This window comes from Pseudomonas sp. BGI-2 (genome assembly GCF_004310295.1).
GTDB lineage: Bacteria > Pseudomonadota > Gammaproteobacteria > Pseudomonadales > Pseudomonadaceae > Aquipseudomonas.
Genome location: NZ_SISB01000004.1, coordinates 187,817 through 205,357, shown reverse-complemented (window position 1 = coordinate 205,357; position 17,541 = coordinate 187,817). Strand labels below are relative to the sequence as shown.

The 17,541-nt window shown below is 59.9% G+C and carries 13 protein-coding genes and 1 pseudogene; 9 read left to right on the top strand and 5 right to left on the bottom strand.

Going from position 1 to position 17,541, the window contains the following annotated elements; genetic code table 11:
* The first annotated feature begins 3 nt into the window (after positions 1-3).
* Together EYC95_RS04640 and EYC95_RS04635 are read left to right on the top strand one after the other, a co-directional pair.
* Positions 4-1,170, top strand: a complete 1,167-nt coding sequence (locus EYC95_RS04640) for an MFS transporter (protein ID WP_131059312.1) — start codon at positions 4-6, stop codon at positions 1,168-1,170.
* A 23-nt stretch (positions 1,171-1,193) separates the two neighbouring features.
* A complete protein-coding gene (locus tag EYC95_RS04635; RefSeq protein ID WP_131059311.1) occupies positions 1,194-2,243 on the top strand; it encodes an alkene reductase in 1,050 nt (349 codons plus the stop codon).
* A 247-nt stretch (positions 2,244-2,490) separates the two neighbouring features.
* Here the strand turns inward: EYC95_RS04635 and emhR are convergent, their stop codons facing one another.
* Positions 2,491-3,123 carry an efflux system transcriptional repressor EmhR gene (gene emhR / locus EYC95_RS04630; RefSeq protein ID WP_131059310.1) on the bottom strand — a complete coding sequence of 211 codons (633 nt, stop codon included), beginning with the start codon at positions 3,121-3,123 and terminating at the stop codon, positions 2,491-2,493.
* A 265-nt stretch (positions 3,124-3,388) separates the two neighbouring features.
* On the opposite strand from emhR, the gene emhA reads away from it, so the two are divergent.
* The 7 genes and pseudogenes from emhA to EYC95_RS04595 all read left to right on the top strand — a co-directional run bounded on the left by emhA (position 3,389) and on the right by EYC95_RS04595 (position 13,470).
* Positions 3,389-4,546, top strand: a complete 1,158-nt coding sequence (emhA, locus tag EYC95_RS04625) for an efflux RND transporter periplasmic adaptor subunit EmhA (RefSeq protein ID WP_131059309.1) — start codon at positions 3,389-3,391, stop codon at positions 4,544-4,546.
* A gap of 3 nt (positions 4,547-4,549) precedes the next feature.
* A complete protein-coding gene (emhB, locus tag EYC95_RS04620) occupies positions 4,550-7,699 on the top strand; it encodes an efflux RND transporter permease subunit EmhB (RefSeq protein ID WP_131059308.1) in 3,150 nt (1,049 codons plus the stop codon).
* A complete protein-coding gene (gene emhC / locus EYC95_RS04615; protein ID WP_131059307.1) occupies positions 7,696-9,156 on the top strand; it encodes an efflux RND transporter outer membrane subunit EmhC in 1,461 nt (486 codons plus the stop codon). The genes emhB and emhC overlap by 4 nt, the downstream gene beginning before the upstream one ends.
* A 438-nt stretch (positions 9,157-9,594) precedes the next feature.
* The gene (locus EYC95_RS04610) at positions 9,595-10,854 is read left to right on the top strand and encodes an OprD family porin (RefSeq protein ID WP_131059306.1); all 1,260 of its coding nucleotides are present in this window, start codon (positions 9,595-9,597) and stop codon (positions 10,852-10,854) included.
* 192 nt (positions 10,855-11,046) lie between these two features.
* Positions 11,047-12,237, top strand: a pseudogene (locus EYC95_RS04605) (FAD/NAD(P)-binding oxidoreductase).
* A 27-nt stretch (positions 12,238-12,264) separates the two neighbouring features.
* On the top strand, positions 12,265-12,630 hold the full coding sequence (locus tag EYC95_RS04600) for a DUF1641 domain-containing protein (protein WP_131059305.1): 366 nt from the start codon (positions 12,265-12,267) through the stop codon (positions 12,628-12,630).
* A 21-nt stretch (positions 12,631-12,651) separates the two neighbouring features.
* The gene (locus EYC95_RS04595; protein WP_131059304.1) at positions 12,652-13,470 is read left to right on the top strand and encodes a methyltransferase domain-containing protein; all 819 of its coding nucleotides are present in this window, start codon (positions 12,652-12,654) and stop codon (positions 13,468-13,470) included.
* A 129-nt stretch (positions 13,471-13,599) separates the two neighbouring features.
* Here EYC95_RS04595 and pcaC read toward each other — a convergent pair whose 3' ends face one another.
* From pcaC to EYC95_RS04575, 4 genes are read right to left on the bottom strand one after another with little or no spacing between them, the layout of a single operon-like run.
* A complete protein-coding gene (pcaC, locus tag EYC95_RS04590; RefSeq protein ID WP_131059303.1) occupies positions 13,600-13,992 on the bottom strand; it encodes a 4-carboxymuconolactone decarboxylase in 393 nt (130 codons plus the stop codon).
* A gap of 10 nt (positions 13,993-14,002) precedes the next feature.
* Positions 14,003-14,794: a 3-oxoadipate enol-lactonase gene (pcaD, locus tag EYC95_RS04585; RefSeq protein WP_131059302.1), complete on the bottom strand. Its 792-nt coding sequence runs from the start codon at positions 14,792-14,794 to the stop codon at positions 14,003-14,005.
* Between the two features lie 11 nt (positions 14,795-14,805).
* Positions 14,806-16,170 carry a 3-carboxy-cis,cis-muconate cycloisomerase gene (locus EYC95_RS04580; RefSeq protein ID WP_131059301.1) on the bottom strand — a complete coding sequence of 455 codons (1,365 nt, stop codon included), beginning with the start codon at positions 16,168-16,170 and terminating at the stop codon, positions 14,806-14,808.
* A 45-nt stretch (positions 16,171-16,215) separates the two neighbouring features.
* The gene (locus EYC95_RS04575) at positions 16,216-17,520 is read right to left on the bottom strand and encodes an MFS family transporter (RefSeq protein WP_131059300.1); all 1,305 of its coding nucleotides are present in this window, start codon (positions 17,518-17,520) and stop codon (positions 16,216-16,218) included.
* Positions 17,521-17,541: the final 21 nt, after the last annotated feature.

The window sequence follows — 17,541 nt, the reverse complement described above, 5'->3', positions numbered from 1 at the left end:
ACAATGCCCCTCTCGCTCCTCATTCTGGCCTTGAGCGCCTTCGCCATCGGCACCACCGAGTTCGTCATCATGGGCCTGCTGCCCGATGTGGCGGCTGACCTCGGTGTGTCGATTCCCGGCGCTGGCTGGCTGGTGACCGGTTACGCCCTGGGCGTGGCCATCGGTGCGCCGTTCATGGCACTGGCCACTGCCAAATTACCGCGCAAGGCTGCACTGGTAGCGTTGATGGGCATCTTCATCATTGGCAACCTGCTCTGTGCAATGGCGACCGACTACAACGTGCTGATGTTTGCCCGTGTGGTCACCGCCCTCTGCCACGGTGCGTTCTTCGGCATCGGTTCGGTGGTGGCGGCAGGTCTCGTTCCGGCGAACAAGCGCGCTTCGGCCGTGGCCTTGATGTTCACCGGCCTGACCCTGGCCAACGTGCTCGGCGTCCCGCTGGGCACCGCGCTTGGTCAGGAAGCCGGCTGGCGTTCGACCTTCTGGGCGGTGACCGTGATGGGTGTGATCGCATTGATCGGGCTGATCCGCTTCCTGCCGGCCAAGCGCGATGAAGAGAAACTCGACATGCGCGCCGAATTGCGCGCCCTCAAAGGCGCCGGTATCTGGCTGTCTTTGAGCATGACTGCGTTGTTCGCGGCATCGGTATTCACCCTGTTCACCTACGTCGCCCCGCTGCTCGGTGATGTCACCGGCGTCTCGCCCAAAGGCGTGACCTGGACCCTGATGCTCATCGGCCTGGGCCTGACGGTCGGCAACATCATCGGCGGCAAGCTGGCTGACAAAGGCATGGCCGCGACGCTGATTGGCGTCTTCATCTCGATGGCCGTGATCTCGACCGTGCTGACCTGGACCAGCGTCGCGCTGATTCCTGCCGAAATCACCCTGTTCCTCTGGGCCACCGCGTGCTTCGCCGCCGTACCCGCCCTGCAAGTGAACGTAGTGACCTACGGCAAGGCTGCGCCGAACCTGGTGTCGACCCTGAACATCGGCGCTTTCAACATCGGCAACGCCTTGGGTGCCTGGGTCGGCGGCAGCGTCATCGCCCACGGCTTCGGCCTGACCCGCGTGCCTCTCGCGGCAGCAGCACTGGCGGTACTCGCCCTGCTGGTGACCCTGATTACTTTCCGTCAGAGCGGTAACCCCGAACTGGCTCCTGCGACTAACTGATACCTCACGAGGGTTGTACTGAAATGACGACTATTTTCGATCCAATCAAACTCGGCGACATCGAGCTGGCCAACCGCATCATCATGGCGCCACTGACCCGCTGCCGCGCGGACGAAGGCCGTGTGCCGAACGCGCTGATGGCCGAATACTACGTTCAACGCGCCTCGGCCGGCCTGATCCTCAGCGAGGCCACGTCGGTCACGCCGATGGGCGTCGGCTACCCGGACACCCCGGGCATCTGGTCCAACGATCAGGTGCGTGGCTGGGCCAACGTGACCAAAGCGATCCACGGCGCCGGCGGCAAGATTTTCCTGCAACTGTGGCACGTGGGCCGGGTTTCCCACGAGTCGTACCTGAACGGAGAAGCGCCGGTCGCACCGAGTGCCATCCAGCCTAAGGGTCACGTCAGCCTGGTTCGCCCATTGGCCGACTTCCCAACCCCGCGCGCCCTGGAAGCCGCTGAAATCGCCGACATCATCGACGCTTACCGCGTAGGTGCCGAGAACGCCAATGCCGCCGGTTTTGACGGCGTGGAAATCCACGGTGCCAACGGTTACCTGCTCGATCAGTTCCTGCAAACCAGCACCAACCAGCGCACCGACCACTACGGTGGCTCCCTGGAAAACCGTGCGCGCCTGTTACTGGAAGTGACCGACGCCGCGATCGAAGTCTGGGGTGCTGGTCGCGTCGGTGTGCACCTGTCACCACGTGCCGATCTTCATGACATGGGCGACGACAACCTGGCCGAGACGTTCACCTACGTCGCTCGCGAACTGGGCAATCGTGGCATCGCGTTCATTTGCTCCCGCGAGAAAGAAGCCGGCGACAGCCTTGGCCCACAACTCAAAGAAGCCTTCGGCGGCCCGTACATCGTCAACGAACGTTTCACCAAGGACAGCGCCAACGCCTGGCTGGCCAGCGGCAAGGCCGATGCGGTCGCCTTCGGCGTGCCGTTCATTGCCAACCCGGACCTGCCGGCGCGCTTGAAGGCTGATGCGCCGCTGAACGAAGCGCGTCCTGAGCTGTTCTATGCCAAGGGCCCGGTGGGCTACATCGACTATCCAGTGATGTAAGCGCCCCCTTGAAATGCAAAAGCCCCGACTCGAAAGAGCCGGGGCTTTTTATTGCGCCCTGGTTATTCACGTGCCTTCACACTGATTCACACGCTCGACACAAAATCCCTACAAAATACGTAGCTCGCTACCTTTCAACCTGACGAGCGTCCGTATATAAAAGCATCCCATTGCAACAAGGCGAGCATTGAAGGGATCAACGCCCGCCTTAATGGTTGAAATAGCCGGATCCAATTACGCATTTGTATTATTTGCGCAGGCTGGGGCTCAAGCGCAGCATGTCCAACCCTGTATTGACCCAACGCTCGGCTTCGGTGTGCAGTTGAAAACTGTCGGGGGCCAATAGCCACTGGTAAAGCATGCCATCGATGTAGGCATGCAGGCTGATGGCCGCGCGGGCCGTGTCGAGATCCTCGGGCATTTGCCCTCGATTCACTGCATTACTCAGGGCCAGGGAGATTCGCACATTGCAATCGAGGCTGACCTCACGACGCTGCTGACGCAGGTCGCACATTTCATCGGTGAATTCGCACTTATGAAACAAAATCTCATTGATGCGTCGGGTTTTCGGGTCCAGGGCAACTTGATGAAACAAATGAATCAGCAGTTTGCGCATGCAGCCCAGCGGATCGAGTTCATCTTCGCTTTCGCTGGCCCTGGCCATTTCATCCAGCGGCTCTTTCAGGCTATCCAGCATGGCCTGCACCAGGTCCGCCTTGTTGCTGAAATGCCAGTAGATGGCTCCGCGAGTCACGCCGGCCAGGGTCGCGATGTCCGCCAGCGTCGTACGCGCCACGCCCCTTTCATAAAAGGCTTTCTCTGCCGCTTCGAGTATCTGGCTGCGGGTTTCTTGAGCTTCCTCTTTGGTACGACGGACCATGGCAGTAAAACCTCAATCAGTATGCTTCAGCGATGTCTGAACAGCCGCTGAACAAAAGTGGGGCGAGCGCTCTCGGGTCTCGTCCCCGGCTTACAATTCGAACCGTTGACGGGCGTTGGTAACGGGATGGATACGCAGTCAAGGTGTTTACAAACAACCATGAACGTAAGTATATTCCTTAGCAAGCTACTTATCCACCCGGCACTCATTTTTTACCCTTCCACATTTCGAGTGCGTTTCTTGCGCGCCTGACCCGAGGATTTTCATGCAATTCAAGCCAGCTGTTACCGCTCTGGTCGCCGCCGTCGCCTTGGCATCACTGCTCAGCGGATGCAAAAAGGAAGAAGCGGCACCCGCCGCACCGCCTCCTCAGGTCGGCGTGGTTACCCTGCAACCTCAAGCCTTCACCCTGACGTCCGAGCTTCCGGGCCGCACCAGTGCGTTCCGCATTGCCGAAGTACGCCCACAGGTCAACGGCATCATTCTCAAGCGTCTGTTCAAGGAAGGTGGCGACGTCAAGGCCGGCCAGCAGCTGTATCAGATCGATCCGTCGGTCTATGACGCTACGCTGAAAAGCGCCGAAGCCAACCTGCAACAGACGAAGTCGATCTCTGATCGCTATAAGCAGTTGGTCAACGAACAGGCTGTCAGCCGTCAGGAATACGACACTGCCGTGGCCAACCGCATGCAATCGGAAGCCGCGCTGCAAACCGCTCAGATCAATGTGCGCTACACCAAAGTCTACGCGCCGATTTCCGGCCGCATCGGTCGCTCGAACGTGACCGAAGGCGCGCTGGTCAGCAACGGCCAGGCTGATGCCATGGCGGTGATCCAGCAACTCGACCCGATTTACGTCGACGTCACCCAGTCTTCGGTCGAGCTGCTTGAGCTGCGTCGCGAACTGGAAAGCGGTCGCCTGCAAAAGGCTGGCGACACGGCAGCGGCGGTCAAGCTGACCCTCGAAGACGGCAGCCAGTACAAACAGGAAGGCAAGCTCGAATTCTCCGAAGTCTCGGTTGACCAGACCACGGGGTCCGTGACCTTGCGTGCGGTGTTCCCGAACCCGGATCACACGCTGCTTCCGGGTATGTTCGTGCATGCTCAGCTTAAAGCCGGTGTGAACGCCGCCGCGATTCTGGCGCCGCAACAAGGCGTGACCCGCGACCTCAAAGGCACCCCGACCGCGCTGGTCGTGGGTGCCGACAACAAGGTTGAACTGCGTCAGCTCAAGGCCAGCCGCACTGTCGGCAGCCAATGGCTGATCGAAGACGGTCTCAAGGCCGGCGATCGTCTGATCACCGAAGGACTGCAATTCGTCAAACCTGGCATTGAAGTCAAAGCCAGTGAAGCGACTAACGTTGGCGCAAAGAACCCGGTCTCCGCACAGGCAACTAGCAAGGCTTCCAGCGGCAAAGGGGAGTAAACCATGTCCAGATTTTTTATCGACCGTCCGATTTTCGCCTGGGTAATTGCCCTGGTGATCATGCTGGTCGGGGCACTATCGATCCTCAAACTCCCGATCAACCAATACCCGAGCATTGCGCCTCCGGCCATTGCCATCTCGGTGACCTACCCAGGCGCGTCTGCACAAACCGTGCAGGACACCGTGGTGCAGGTGATCGAGCAACAGCTCAACGGTATCGACAACCTGCGTTATGTCTCCTCGGAAAGTAACTCCGACGGCAGCATGACCATTACCGCGACCTTCGAGCAAGGCACCAACTCCGATACCGCGCAGGTTCAGGTCCAGAACAAACTGAACCTGGCCACCCCGCTGCTGCCGCAAGAAGTGCAGCAACAGGGTATCCGCGTGACCAAGGCAGTGAAGAACTTCCTGATGGTAATCGGCGTGGTGTCGCGCGACGGCAGCATGACCAAGGACGACCTGTCCAACTACATCGTGTCGAACATGCAGGACCCGATCTCGCGGACCGCCGGTGTCGGTGACTTCCAGGTCTTCGGTGCCCAGTACGCGATGCGGATCTGGCTCGACCCGGCCAAGCTGAACAACTTCAATCTGACGCCAGTGGACGTGAAAGCGGCCATCGCCGCGCAGAACATCCAGGTGTCCTCCGGTCAACTGGGCGGCCTGCCTGCTGCGCCCGGCCAGCAGTTGAACGCCACCATCATCGGCAAGACCCGTCTGCAGACCGCCGAGCAGTTCAACAAGATCCTGCTCAAGGTCAACAAGGACGGCTCGCAAGTACGCCTGTCCGATGTCGCCGACGTGGGCCTGGGCGGTGAAAACTACAGCATCAACGCTCAGTTCAACGGCGCACCGGCTTCCGGTCTGGCGGTGAAATTGGCCAACGGTGCCAACGCCCTCGACACCGCGAAAGCGCTGCGCAACACCATCAACACGCTCAAGCCGTTCTTCCCGCAAGGCATGGAAGTGGTCTTCCCGTACGACACCACCCCGGTGGTGACCGAGTCGATCAAGGGCGTAGTTGAAACCCTGGTCGAAGCGATCGTGCTGGTGTTCCTGGTGATGTTCCTGTTCCTGCAAAACTTCCGCGCCACCGTCATCACCACGATGACCGTGCCGGTGGTATTGCTGGGTACATTCGGGATCCTCGCGGCGTTCGGTTTCAGCATCAACACCCTGACCATGTTCGGTATGGTGCTGGCCATCGGTTTGTTGGTGGACGATGCCATCGTCGTGGTGGAAAACGTCGAACGGGTCATGAGTGAAGAAGGCCTGTCACCCAAGGAGGCCACCAAGAAATCCATGGGGCAGATCCAGGGTGCACTGGTCGGTATCGCCCTGGTGCTGTCGGCGGTACTGCTGCCGATGGCCTTCTTCAGCGGTTCCACGGGCGTGATCTACAAGCAGTTCTCGATTACCATCGTTTCGGCCATGGCGCTGTCCGTGATGGTCGCACTGATCTTCACTCCGGCCCTTTGCGCCACCATGCTCAAGGCGATTCCGAAAGGCGAGCACGGCACACCGAAACGCGGCTTCTTCGGCTGGTTCAACCGCAGCTTTGACCGTGGCGTCAAAAGCTACGAGCGTGGCGTGGGCAACATGCTGACGCACAAGGCGCCATACCTGTTGGCCTACGTGATCATTGTCGTCGGCATGATCTGGCTGTTCACCCGCATTCCAACGGCGTTCCTGCCGGAAGAAGACCAGGGCGTTCTGTTCGCTCAGGTGCAGACCCCGGCCGGCTCCAGCGCCGAGCGCACGCAGGTGGTGATCGATGAGATGCGCTCCTACTTGCTGGACAAGGAATCGAGCGCGGTCGCCTCGGTGTTTACCGTCAACGGTTTCAACTTCGCCGGTCGCGGCCAAAGCTCGGGCCTGGCGTTCATCATGCTCAAGCCGTGGGATCAGCGGGATGCGGAAAACAGCGTGTTCAAACTCGCCGCCCGCGCCCAGCAGCACTTCTTTACCTTCCGCGATGCGATGGTGTTTGCCTTCGCGCCACCCGCGGTATTGGAATTGGGTAACGCCACGGGTTTCGACGTGTTCCTGCAAGACCGTGCCGGTATCGGTCACGACAAGTTGATGGAAGCTCGCAACCAGTTCCTCGGCATGGCGGCGCAGAGCAAGGTGCTCTATCAGGTGCGTCCGAACGGCCTGAACGACGAGCCGCAATACCAGCTGGAAATCGATGACGAGAAGGCCAGTGCACTGGGCCTGACCCTCACCGACATCAACAGCACCCTGTCGATTGCCTTGGGCAGTAGCTACGTCAATGACTTCATCGACCGTGGTCGGGTGAAGAAAGTCTACGTGCAAGGCCAACCCGGCTCGCGCATGAGTCCGGAAGACATCAAGAAATGGTATGTGCGTAACGCCGCAGGAACCATGGTGCCCTTCTCGGCTTTCGCCAAAGGCGAGTGGATTTACGGTGCGCCGAAGCTCTCGCGTTACAACGGCGTAGAAGCGATGGAAATCCTCGGCGCCCCGGCTCCGGGCTACTCCACCGGTGAAGCCATGGCGGAAGTCGAAGCCCTGGCCAAGAAACTGCCGGCCGGTGTCGGTATTTCCTGGACCGGTCTGTCGTACGAAGAACGGCTGTCCGGCTCGCAGGCTCCCGCGCTGTACGCGTTGTCGCTGCTGATGGTGTTCCTGTGCCTGGCGGCGCTGTACGAAAGCTGGTCGATTCCGATCGCGGTGATGCTGGTGGTGCCTTTGGGGATCATCGGTGCACTGTTGGCAACCAGTCTGCGGGGGCTCTCCAACGACGTTTACTTCCAGGTGGGCCTGTTGACGACCATCGGTCTGGCGGCGAAAAACGCCATTCTGATCGTCGAATTCGCAAAGGAACTGCATGAGCAAGGGCGTAGCTTGCGCGATGCGGCGATCGAAGCGTGCCGGATGCGTTTGCGGCCGATCATCATGACCTCGCTCGCCTTCGTCCTCGGCGTGGTACCGCTGGCGATTTCCACGGGCGCAGGTTCCGGTAGCCAACATGCAATCGGTACGGGCGTTATTGGCGGTATGATCACCGCCACGGTCCTGGCGATCTTTTGGGTCCCACTGTTCTTCGTCACCGTGTCGTCCATCGGCCAGCGCAAAAAAGCCGAACAGGACGACGCTATTGAACCTTCTAAAGAGGCTGGCCAATGAGCAAGTCGCTACTCTCCATCGCAGTTGCCGCCTTCGTGCTGAGCGGCTGCTCGCTGATACCCGATTATCAGCAGCCTGAAGCACCGGTGGCGGCCCAATACCCGCAAGGCCCGGCGTACTCGTCGGCCCAGGCGCCGAATCAGGCGGCTGCGGAACAGGGCTGGAAGCAGTTTTTCCATGACCCGGCCCTGCAACAGCTGATCCAGGTCTCGCTGGAAAACAACCGTGACCTGCGTGTTGCGGCCCTGAACATCGACGCGTTCGCGGCGCAGTACCGCATCCAGCGTGCCGATCTGTTCCCGGCCGTTTCGGCCAATGGCACTGGCAGCCGTCAGCGCGTTCCGGCGCGTGCCTCGCAAACTGGCGAAGCGGGTATCACCAGTTCCTATTCGGCCACCGTCGGCATCAGTGCCTATGAACTCGACCTGTTCGGTCGGGTTCGCAGCCTCAGTGAAGAAGCCCTGCAAAAGTACTTCGCCACTGAAGAAGGTCGTCGCAGCACGCAGATCAGTCTGGTGGCCAGCGTGGCCAACGCCTACCTGACCTGGCAGGCGGACAAGGAACTGCTGAAACTGACCCAGGACACCCTCGGTGCGTTCGATGAGAGCTACAAGCTCACCGCGCGCAGCAACGAAGTCGGTGTGGCCTCGGCCCTGGACCTGGCCCAGTCGCGTACCTCGGTGGAAAACGCCCGGGCGCAACTGGCCAGGTACACCCGTCAGGTCGCGCAGGATGAAAACAGCCTGGTGTTGCTGCTAGGCACCGGCATCCCGGCCAATCTGCAAGCCACCAAACCACTGGCTGACGACCTGCTGAGCGACGTACCGGCCGGTCTGCCATCGGACTTGCTGCAACGTCGTCCGGATATCCTCCAGGCCGAATACAACCTGAAAGCGGCCAACGCCAACATCGGCGCGGCACGGGCGGCGTTCTTCCCGAGCATCAGCCTGACTGCCAACGCCGGCACCCTGAGCCCGGACCTGTCCGGTCTGTTCAAGGGCGGTTCGGGCACCTGGCTGTTCTCGCCGCAGATCAACCTGCCGATCTTCAACGCCGGCAGCCTGCGCGCCAGCCTGGATTACTCGAAAATCCAGAAAGACATCGGCGTGGCGAACTACGAGAAGTCCATTCAAACAGCCTTCCAGGAAGTCGCCGACGGCCTGGCCGCCCGCCAGACCTACACCGATCAGTTGCAGGCGCAGCGTGACTTCGTTACCGCCAACCAGGACTACTACCGACTGGCCGAGCGTCGCTACCGGATTGGTGTCGACAGCAACCTGACCTTCCTCGACGCCCAGCGTCAGCTGTTCAGTGCGCAACAGGTGCTGATTACTGATCGTCTGGCGCAGCTGGTCAGCGCGGTCAATCTGTACAAGGCACTGGGTGGTGGCTGGAACGAGCAGACGGCGAAAGTCGAACCGCTGAAAGAAGAAGCGCCGAAGATGAAGTTGTTCTGATAGCGCTGTTGTAAGAGAAGCCCACCTTTCGGTGGGCTTTTTGTTAGTTGCGGGAAACGGTGTGGTGTCTGGTCTGGCCTCTTCGCGGGCAAGCCTCGCTCCAGGTGGTGCGGGGTGCATACCGTCTGAGCTCGACGCGGACACTGTAGGAGCGAGGCTTGCCCGCGAAGAGGCCAGCCCTGACACCACAAACGCCTCGGCCCATCTTGCGTTCGATAACCGCCCAAAACCCGCTTCCCCCGATTGAACCATCCAGTCCATCCCCCGCACCATTCGTCGTACAAGACCAATAACATCAGGTTCGACACCATGCCCCCGCGCCCTGCCCTGTCCGGCTGATCCCGCTCCCGTTTTTCACCCATTCGAGACCTTTGTCTGCAACCCCAACGTTGCGGCACCGCACCGTTTCATCCCTAACAATTAGAGAGACCCGAGCCCATGACGCCTTGCACTACGCCGTATTACTTCCCAAGCCTGATCGCCATCGCTCTGGCCGGTGCGGCCCTGCCCGCCATGGCCGAGGAACCGGGTTTTGTCGAAGGCGCCAAGGTCAACCTGAACCTGCGCAACTTCTACATCAACCGCAACTTCACCAACCCAACCAAGGCCCAAGGCAAAGCTGAAGAGTGGACACAAAGTTTCATCCTCGACGCCAAGTCCGGCTTCACCCAGGGCACCGTCGGGTTCGGCATGGATGTGCTGGGGCTGTACTCGGTGAAGCTCGATGGCGGAAAAGGCACGGGCGGGACGCAGTTGCTGCCGCTGGACCACGACGGTCGCCCGGCGGACAACTTCGGTCGTACCAACGTAGCGTTCAAGGCCAGGTTTTCGCAGACCGAAGTCAAAGTAGGCGAATGGATGCCGGTGCTGCCGATCCTGCGCTCGGACGACGGTCGCTCCCTGCCGCAAACCTTCCGTGGCGGTCAGATCACCTCGAAAGAAATTGCCGGCCTGACGCTCTATGGCGGCCAGTTCCGCGCCAACAGCCCGCGCGACGACAGCAGCATGAGCGACCTGTCGATGACCGGAAAACCGACCTTCACCTCCGACCGCTTCAACTTCCAGGGCGGCGAATACGCGTTCAACGACAAACGCACCCAGATCGGCCTGTGGAATGCCGAACTCAAGGACATCTACAGCCAGCAATACGTGAACCTGATTCACAGCCAGCCCATCGGCGACTGGACGCTGGGCGCCAACCTCGGTTTCTTCTATGGCAAGGATGACGGCAGCGCCCGGGCTGGCGATCTGGACAACAAGACCTGGTCGGGCCTGTTCTCGGCCAGGTACGGCGGCCACACCTTTTACGTCGGCCTGCAAAAGCTCACCGGCGACAGTGCCTGGATGCGGGTCAACGGCACCAGCGGCGGCACCCTGGCCAACGACAGCTACAACGCCAGTTATGACAACGCCCGGGAAAAATCCTGGCAGGCGCGCCACGACTACAACTTCGTCGCCCTCGGCATCCCCGGCCTGACCCTGATGAACCGCTACATCAGCGGCGACAACGTGCACACCGGCGCCATCACTGACGGCAAGGAATGGGGCCGCGAAAGTGAACTGGGCTACACCGTGCAGAGCGGCGCGCTCAAGGACCTCAACGTCAAATGGCGCAACTCGACCCTGCGCCGGGACTTCAGCAACAATGAGTTCGATGAGAATCGGTTGATCGTCAGCTATCCGATCAGTTTGTTGTAAACGCACCAGGGCAGCGGGGGAAGTTAAACCCCGCTGCCTGTAACCACCGGTCGGCGTGACTGGCATTTTGCGAGTTGGCAGATACAGTCAAGAAGGTGTGTTTAATTCTCCAGCCCAGATGTAGGAGCCCCTGTTTCCTTCCGTTATCTCCGGATGCTGTACGCGAAGCTGCCATGACCGCGGAGGTCAGGTATGAGCAAGCGAATAGTTATCGTCGGTGGCGGCGTAGGTGGAACCATGTTGGCCAATCAACTGGCCAGCAAGCTGTATCCGGAAATCCTGCGCGGCGAAGTCTCGATTGCACTGCTGTCCAATTCCCCCGATCACTTTTATAAACCTGCGTTCATGTATGTGGCGTTCAACCTGTTTTTTCAGGAAGAACTCAAGCGTGCGGAGCGTTCATTGTTACGCCCGGAAATCACCTTCAAAGTTGAAGAAGTGACACGTTTTGATTTCCCCGGGCAACGCCTGAAAACTCGTAGTGGCAAAGTTTACGACTATGATTTTCTGGTGATCGCCACAGGCTGCGTACCCGCCCCGGAACGCATCGAAGGCCTGAAGGAAGCCGGCGACCATTTCTATCAATACGAGCCCGCCAGGCAACTGGCGCAAAAGCTGAGCACCATCGAAAAAGGCCGCATTTTCATTACCGTTTCCTTCCCGAAAACGCCTAACGTTCCGCATCAATGCGGTATCGCGCCTGTCGAAACCACCTTGATGCTTGATGACTTTCTGCGGCGTCGGGGGGTGCGGGACAAGGTGGAAATCATTTACACCTACCCGACTACGGCTCAACTACTGCGAAACTGCCTGTTCCTGCAACGCCCGACCGGGGAAATTCTGCCGAAGATTTTCGAGCAGAAAAACATCCATTTTCAGCGTGGTTTTACGCTGAGTCGTGTTGATCCAGACAGCAAAATTGCCTACTCCGAAGAAGGCGACGCGCAGCCCTACAACATCCTGATGGCCACACCGCCCATCTGCGCGGTGGATGCCGTGCTTGAGTCCGGAGCCTCTCAAGCACCCAACCGCGAAGGCTGGTTGCCCACCAACCACGAAACGCTGCAGGTCTATGGACTGGAAAACGTCTACGTCATCGGTGACACCGTCGACCTGCCTGTCAGCAAAGCCGGAGGCGCATGCCATAACTAGGCCCCCGTAATCGCCAACAACATCGCCGCCGAAATTCGTCTGGGCACCACCATCGCCGTATACGACGGACGTGTTCAGGCCGTGGCGCAAATGGGCCTGAATGCGGGAATGCCGCTTTGTTATGACTACGAGCGCGATGTCCTGCCAACCCCGCCAACCAAACTCGGCGGGTTACTCAGGAACGGATTCAATCGCGGTCTGTACTGGGCTTGCGCCCGCGGAATGCTTTGACCCTGCACAGGGAAAGGATGAATCGTCATGGACCTATCAAATGAATCAATCGCACCCGCCATCAGCCCTGGATTAAACGCACTGATGGAAAAGCTGAAACCGTTGATTGACGGTGGGCGGCTGGACAACCTGGTGGACCTGCTTTCGCTGGTCAGCGACCTCGTCGACCTGCTGGACGCCCCGATGGTGGAAAAGCTGGCTCAGCTTTTCGAGAACGCAACAGCGGCTACCTGGAGCGTCAGCAACGCCGTACGCATGGCAAAAGCCGATAGCGCGGCAAACGAGCAGCCCCCTGGCTTTTACCAGCTACTGAAATTATTGCGCGAACCCGATACTCGACGAGGTGTGGGGTTCGCACTCAAAACCCTCAACGTCATTGGAAGACAACTTTGAACGGTCAGAGAGGACAACCTCATGAGCACCAAACTGCATACAGCAAGGAATACCAGCACAGACTGGGATGCCAGGGCCTACCAGCAATTCTCGATGCTTCGAAAACGACCGGTAAACGAGCTACTGGACCGCGTCGACCTTGAAAACCCCAAATGCATCTACGACCTCGGGTGTGGCACCGGCATTGCAACGCAAGCTCTGGCCAAGCGCTGGCCCCGCGCGCACCTGATGGGTGTCGACAGTTCTGAGCAGATGCTTGGGGAGGCCAGATGCTTGCCGATCAAAGCACAGTGGAAGCGGTGCGATCTACAGAACTGGCAGCCGGAGCAACCGGCCGACCTGCTCTTTGCCGCCGCCGTGCTGCACTTCATCGACGGTCACGAACAGCTGCTACCGCGTTTGCTCGGTTATCTCAATGTGGGTGGTTGTCTGGCAGCGCACATGCCCGACTGGCGGGATGCGCTGTGGTATCAACTGATGCTCGACACACTCAACGATGGCGGCGCCGACGGTAAATCGCTCGGCTCCCCGCAATTGCGCGAGACGATGGCAGCGCGGCCGTTGCTGTCGTTGGAAGATTACTACCGGTTGCTCTCACCGATCACCCGAACGCTGGATATCTGGGAAACCGAGCAGTTGCAGGTCGTCGACGGCAAGTCGCCGATTTATGACTGGATCAAGGTCTCGGCCTTGCGGGCGGTGATGCAAGGGTTGAAGGATGACGAACAGGCGCGGTTCATTTATCACTTCATGATGCGGGTGCATGCGCATTACCCGCATGAGTGCGATGGCCACACGCTGTTTCCGTTCAAGCGGATCTTCATTGTCGCCACGGTGTAAGTCATGACATTGCTTTCGCGGGCAAGCCTCGCTCCTACAGGTTTTGCACCATTTAAAAATTGGCGCAGTACCTGTAGGAGCGAGGCTTGCCCGCGAAAGCGTCAGCTCTAACAACGCAAAACCCGAAATTTACTCCCGAGACTCAACGCCAAGCTCATCCCAAACCGACTCCGCCAAATGAAACGTCGCATTGGCCGCCGGGATGCCGCAGTAGATCGCGCTCTGCATGATCACTTCCTTGATCTCGCCGCGGGTCACGCCGTTGTTGGCGGCGGCGCGCAGGTGCAGTTTGAGCTCTTCGTTGCGGTTCATGCCGATCAGCATGGCGATGGTGATCAGGCTGCGGGTATGGCGCGGCAGGCCCGGACGGGTCCAGATGTCACCCCACGCGTGGCGAGTGATCATTTCCTGAAACTCCGAGTTGAACTCGGTCAATGCAACCAGGCTGCGGTCGACATGGGCATCGCCGAGCACCGCGCGACGGACGTTCAGCCCCTCGTCGTAACGTTGTTTCTCGTCCACAACAATCCCCTTAATGAGCCAACAGAAACGCCAGCACACGGTTGCTGAAATCAGCACCGGCCTGGACGTTGGACAGGTGCGCAGCATAAAACTCGGCGTACTCGGCGCCCTGCACATGCTCCTGAATAAAGTGCCCACCGGACGGCGGCGTCACCGCATCTTCGGTGCCGGCGATGACCAGCAGCGGCACCTTGATCGAGGACAGCTGATCACGGAAATCGGCATCGCGCACGGCGGCGCAATTGGCGGCATAACCTTCAGGCGAAGTGGCCGCGAGCATGTCGGTAATCTTCTTCGCTGCAGCAGGATTCGCATCGGCAAAATCCGCGGTGAACCAGCGCGCAATCGACGCATCGCGCAGCGCGACCATGGCGGCCGGACCGTCACGCAGCACAGTTTCGATCCGTGGATTCCACACCGACGGATCGCCGATTTTCGCCGCGGTGTTGCACACCACAAGTTTGTTCAACCGCTCGCCAGCATTGATGCCCAGCCACTGGCCGATCAGGCCGCCCATGGACAGACCGCAAAAATGTGCCCGCTCGATGTGCAACGCATCCAGCAGCACCAGCACGTCATGGCCCAGTTGCTCGATACTGTACGGACCCGGCGTGACCAGCGATTTGCCATGACCCCGGGTGTCGAAACGCAGCACCCGGAAGTGCTCGGTAAACGCCGCAATTTGCGCGTCCCACATGTGCAAATCGGTACCGAGCGAGTTGGACAGCACCAGCATCGGTGCATTGTCCGGTCCATCAAGTTGGTAGTGCAGTTCGCCCTCGGCGAGTTGTACGAAAGCCACAGCAATCTCCTTCAGGCAGTCAACGCAGAATGTTCAGCCACCGCTCGCTCGACCCAGGTATGGGCCTGACCGAGGTAATGGGCGGGGTCCAGCAGACGATCGAGTTCAGCAGCAGAAAGCTCGGCGGTCACTTGCGGCTCGTCGCCGAGTACCGCTCGCAGATGACGTTGCTCGGCTACCGCACATTTGCAGCATTGCTCCAGCAAATGGTGCGCGGTGTCGCGGCCGACCCGTTGGGCGAGGACGATGCTCACCGCTTCGGCCAGCACCAGCCCCTGGGTCAGGTCGAGGTTGCGCGCCATACGATCGGCGTCCACTTCCAGTCCATCCGCCACCAGCAATGCTTGTTTAAGGCTGCCGGACACCAGGCAGCAAATCTCCGGCAGGGTTTCCCATTCGGCATGCCACAGGCCCAGGCTGCGCTCGTGTTCCTGCGGCATGGCGCTGAACAGGGTCGAGAGCAAACCGGGAACCCGCGTTGCCGCACCGATCATCACCGCCGCGCCCACGGGGTTGCGTTTGTGCGGCATGGTCGAGGAACCGCCCTTGCCCGGTGCCGACGGCTCGAACACTTCGCCGGCTTCCGTCTGCATCAACAGACTGATATCGCGGCCAAGTTTGCCGAGGCTGCCGGCGATCAAACCGAGTACCGCACCGAACTCCACCAAACGATCACGCTGGGTGTGCCAGGGTTGGTCCGGCAACGTCAGTTGCAGCTCACCGGCCAAGGCTTCGGCAATCGGCATCGCTTGCTCGCCGAGGGCCGCCAGTGTTCCGCAGGCGCCGCCGAATTGCAGCACCAGCAGACGCGGTTTGAGTTCGCGCAGACGCTGACGGCTGCGGGTCACGGCGCCCAGCCAACCGGCGATTTTCATGCCGAGGGTGACGGGCGTTGCGTGCTGCAGCCAGGTGCGTCCGGCGAGCGGCGTGCCGACGTAACGCCGGGCTTGAGTCGAGAGGGTTTCGCCCAGTTGCGCCAGATCGCTTTCGATCAGTTCCAACGCGCGGCGCAGTTGCAGCACCAGCCCCGTGTCCATCACGTCCTGGCTAGTTGCGCCCAGATGCACGTAGCGTTCGGCTTCGGCATCGTTGGCCGCAATCTGTTTACCCAACGCCTTGACCAGCGGAATCGCCGAGTTGCCCGCCGTGGCAATCGCTTCGCCCAGAGCGACAAAGTCGTAATGCCCGGCCCGACATGCCGCTTCGATCGAGGCAACAACCGTCTGCGGAATCAAGCCAACCCGCGCCTCTGCCCGGGCCAGTGCCGCTTCGAAATCGAGCATGGCCTGAACCCGGCCCTGATCACAGAACACTTCACGCATGTCGCGGGCCGTGAAATAGGCATCGAACAATTGATTGCCCGGTCGCTGGTTCATAAACAGTCCCTGAAGGCGTGGGCCATTGAGGCCCACGCGTATGGATCAAAGGTCGTGGTGCAAGTACTTGGCCTGTTTCGGCAGGCGCAGGCTGAACAGGAACGCCACCGCCATCATCACCGTCACGTACCAGTAGAAGGAGTTTTCCATGCCCACGGCTTTAAGGCTCAGGGCCACATATTCCGCCGAACCGCCGAAGATTGCATTTGCCACGGCGTAAGCCAGGCCGACACCCAATGCACGCACCTCTGGCGGGAACATTTCGGCTTTGACCAGGCCACTGATGGACGTGTAAAAACTGACGATTGCCAGCGCCACGGTAATCAGCACAAAGGCCAGGAACGGACTGCTGACGCTTTTCAGGCTCAGCAGGATCGGCACGGTGCACAGCGTCCCGAGGGCGCCGAACCAGAGCATCGAGTTACGCCGGCCGATCTTGTCCGCGAGCATGCCGAACAGCGGCTGCATGCACATATAAAGGAACAGCGCGCCGGTCATGATGAAACTGGCGGTCTTGGCGTGCATGCCGGCGGTGTTCACCAGGTACTTCTGCATGTACGTGGTGAAGGTGTAGAAAATCAGCGAACCACCGGCGGTGTAACCGAGCACGGTTATAAAGGCTGCCTTATGGTCGCGGAACAGTGCGCGGATGCTGCCGGCGTCCTTGTTCTCGCGCATTTCCTTGCTGGTGGTTTCTTTCAGCGAACGACGCAGGAACAGCGAAATCAGCGCCGCCACCGCACCGACCACAAACGGGATCCGCCAGCCGTAGGCACGCAGGTCATCTTCGGTGAGGAACTGTTGCAGGATCACCACCAGCGACACCGCCAGCAATTGCCCGCCAATCAGCGTCACATACTGGAACGAGGCGAAGAAACCGCGCTGGCCCTTGAGGGCGACTTCGCTCATGTAGGTCGCGGTGGTGCCGTACTCCCCGCCAACCGACAGGCCCTGCAGCAAGCGGGCGAACAGCAGCATGATCGGCGCCCAGACGCCGATGTCCTTATAGGTCGGCAAGCACGCGATGAGCAACGAACCAAAGCACATCATCAGAATCGAGATCAACATCGAATTCTTGCGCCCGTGCTTGTCCGCGACACGGCCAAAAATCCAGCCGCCAATCGGTCGCATCAGGAACCCGGCCGCGAACACGCCAGCGGTATTCACCAACTGCACGGTGGGGTTGTCGGACGGGAAAAAAGCTGGCGCAAAGTAGATCGCGCAAAAGGCGTAGACGTAGAAGTCGAACCATTCGACGAGGTTGCCGGACGAAGCGCCGACAATTGCGAAGATCCGCTTGCTGCGCTCTTCGCCGGTGTAGTGCTCTGTAAAAGCGGTGGTCGTTGTCATTGTTTTTCACTCTTTGAGGAC

Excerpts from the sequence above, each read along its gene's own strand:
- EYC95_RS04640 (WP_131059312.1), top strand. The coding sequence starts at position 4 with ATGCCCCTCTCGCTCCTCATTCTGGCCTTGAGCGCCTTCGCCATCGGC.
- EYC95_RS04635 (WP_131059311.1), top strand. The coding sequence starts at position 1,194 with ATGACGACTATTTTCGATCCAATCAAACTCGGCGACATCGAGCTGGCC.
- emhR (WP_131059310.1), bottom strand. The coding sequence starts at position 3,123 with ATGGTCCGTCGTACCAAAGAGGAAGCTCAAGAAACCCGCAGCCAGATA.
- emhA (WP_131059309.1), top strand. The coding sequence starts at position 3,389 with ATGCAATTCAAGCCAGCTGTTACCGCTCTGGTCGCCGCCGTCGCCTTG.
- emhB (WP_131059308.1), top strand. The coding sequence starts at position 4,550 with ATGTCCAGATTTTTTATCGACCGTCCGATTTTCGCCTGGGTAATTGCC.
- emhC (WP_131059307.1), top strand. The coding sequence starts at position 7,696 with ATGAGCAAGTCGCTACTCTCCATCGCAGTTGCCGCCTTCGTGCTGAGC.
- EYC95_RS04610 (WP_131059306.1), top strand. The coding sequence starts at position 9,595 with ATGACGCCTTGCACTACGCCGTATTACTTCCCAAGCCTGATCGCCATC.
- EYC95_RS04600 (WP_131059305.1), top strand. The coding sequence starts at position 12,265 with ATGGACCTATCAAATGAATCAATCGCACCCGCCATCAGCCCTGGATTA.
- EYC95_RS04595 (WP_131059304.1), top strand. The coding sequence starts at position 12,652 with ATGAGCACCAAACTGCATACAGCAAGGAATACCAGCACAGACTGGGAT.
- EYC95_RS04580 (WP_131059301.1), bottom strand. The coding sequence starts at position 16,170 with ATGAACCAGCGACCGGGCAATCAATTGTTCGATGCCTATTTCACGGCC.
- EYC95_RS04575 (WP_131059300.1), bottom strand. The coding sequence starts at position 17,520 with ATGACAACGACCACCGCTTTTACAGAGCACTACACCGGCGAAGAGCGC.